This is a genomic window from Fictibacillus sp. WQ 8-8 (assembly GCF_024494405.1).
GTDB classification, from domain to species: domain Bacteria; phylum Bacillota; class Bacilli; order Bacillales; family Fictibacillaceae; genus Fictibacillus_C; species Fictibacillus_C marinisediminis.
In genome coordinates this window covers 1-2154 of record NZ_JAMXKG010000041.1, presented here as the reverse complement: position 1 = coordinate 2154, position 2154 = coordinate 1, and the positions used below count along the sequence as shown (strand labels likewise).

Sequence of the window (2154 nt, the reverse complement as noted above, 5' to 3'; positions counted from 1 at the left end):
TATGTTTATATAGCGTCGCTCCCGATAAATCCAGTGAAAGTTGACCAAAGATAAAACAGACCATTTCCAAGTGAATTCCTCAACAGAGCCAGAAAGGAACTTATAGTCTTTGTGATTCCTCCACAAAAGGAAAAAATTAAAGAGGATGCGAACGGATCAAACGTATATCCCTCCATAATTTTATGTTTGAATCAAGAGAGTATATCGTCTTTCCGAAAAGACCGAATCGTCTTAGTATACCCTACGCGTTTTGCTGTCGTATATTCTATATGTAATATAAAGAAGGACGTCTATAAGGTAGAATGGGATAATAAATTATACCTTTTGGGGGAAGAATTCCGTTTTCTTCCCTATGTCCATCACTTCTGTAAGACCGGATACGTCAAATAATCTGTGGACACGATCCGTCAACCCTCTTAGCTTTAGCGTACTGTCGTTCTTTTTCAAGGACTTAAGAACTTTAATGAAAATACCCAACCCCGTGTTGTCCATGAAGTCAATTTGTTGAAGATCGATAATAATGTCTTTCCTTTTTTCTTCTGATAGTGGTATAAGTACTTCTTTTAATTTTGGGGCAGTATAGACATCAATTTCTCCATTCAATACTAAATAATGTGAATCGTTTAATTGTTCATGTTTAATTTTAAGATTCATTTGTTTTCCCCCCAAGAGTAGAATTGGCCAGAAAATTCATCCTTAACTTTATATAGTGTATTAGCGTAGGTTATATGTAGGGACGACGAATTGGCTTTTGTTATAACTTAATGACTTTAATCTTTTTTATAGACATTCACATCAGCAATTCCCCATGATCGATAAAACAGAATATAAAAAATACATACTATTCTAATCCCCCATTTAATGGTTAACAGGATGATCCTCCTAAAGTTCAACAAAGGGGGACGGACTTGTTAGTTATGAAAGTGAAAAGAAACTTGGAATCAAAAAAGAAAGAAGGGGATCAATGGTGTTCTTCAAATCACAATTAGTACAAAAATACCCTTGAATTGTTAAGAAGAACGAGACCATTTTATAAAGTTGGGTACAAACCCGTTCTTAATATAAATAAGCTGCTCAAAGCTAGCCAGTACCTTAAGCACGAACAAATCATTTTCACCTTTTCCTTAAGGAGATCTTAAATGCAGTCTGTACTTGGGATGATTTTATTATTTCATAATAATTTATTTATAGGTACTGGGTTAATTTGTCGTAAAAGTACTAGTTTTGACGATCTTGGTCTAATCCTAAAATACCGTACAAAAAAGCGGGCAACTACCGAATTCAATATTTGGTCGTGTGGATGTGTTCCTAGATCTGCACCACTAGGGATTTTACAAAATAGAAGGCACTGATGAAGATGTAACGATGTCCATTCCGCGCAATTTGTTCCTGATCCTCGAACAACAGAAGGAAGCAAATATGCTAATTATGCAGGAAATTACCGCTATGACTATTCAAGACAACTGAATCTCGCTTTGTACAACTCTCTTCAGGCAAAAGGTTCTTCTGTGTTCACAAACATTTCTTTGTATGATCAGGGGCTTGACCTTCCAGGTACTGCTTTAGGCTCATTTGCATTGAATGGAAGCGGAACCGTTTTTATTTGAAGTTAAAGGGCAAACCCACAGTTGGGGCCAAAAAATTAACGAATCCTCTTTTGGATAACCGATTCTCTAAAGGGAAAATTATAGGATACCCTAAAGGAAGTTCCCTGAATAAAGTACATATTGTCAAAGAAGGCATAAGTGCTGTTAACTTGGATTGTATGCTATCTTTAAATGCACCTTTTTCACAATTAAGTGCCCAAGAAAAAAAAACAAATGGTACAGCAATTAGAATCGGTGCATAACACTTCGTGCATATGGAAGTACTTTCCACCCTCGCTGTATTCAGTAATATGAATTTGGAAAAAAGGCCCTTCAGATTATTATAAACAGATAATGCCAGCATAATGAAACCTTAAAAGTACAAAATAAAGTTCAGAAAGTGAAAAATTTTGCTTTCTAAATTTTAAAAAGGGAAGTGCTTAAATTTGAATAACTGGATAACAGCGCTTTTTAATATGGGAAGAAGACAACCTCTTTTAAATATGTTTGGCAGACGGAGAAACAATAATGGATTGATGTGGGCGTCTGTTTTAGGTCTTGTAATTAG

Annotated in this window: 2 protein-coding genes and 1 pseudogene; 2 read left to right on the top strand and 1 reads right to left on the bottom strand. The window is 35.4% G+C overall.

From position 1 onward, the window contains the following. Window positions 1–315: 315 nt before the first annotated feature. The gene (locus M1K46_RS25455) at window positions 316–654 is read right to left on the bottom strand and encodes an STAS domain-containing protein (RefSeq protein ID WP_256228229.1); all 339 of its coding nucleotides are present in this window, start codon (window positions 652–654) and stop codon (window positions 316–318) included. Between the two features lie 633 nt (window positions 655–1287). Here M1K46_RS25455 and M1K46_RS25450 point away from each other — a divergent pair. Further along, window positions 1288–1641: pseudogene (locus M1K46_RS25450) on the top strand (M14 family zinc carboxypeptidase); the annotation flags it as partial. Further along, on the top strand, window positions 1604–1849 hold the full coding sequence (locus M1K46_RS25445; protein WP_256228230.1) for a hypothetical protein: 246 nt from the start codon (window positions 1604–1606) through the stop codon (window positions 1847–1849). The pseudogene M1K46_RS25450 and the gene M1K46_RS25445, both read left to right, overlap by 38 nt. Window positions 1850–2154 lie beyond the last annotated feature (305 nt).

Excerpts from the sequence above, each read along its gene's own strand:
- M1K46_RS25455 (WP_256228229.1), bottom strand. The coding sequence starts at position 654 with ATGAATCTTAAAATTAAACATGAACAATTAAACGATTCACATTATTTA.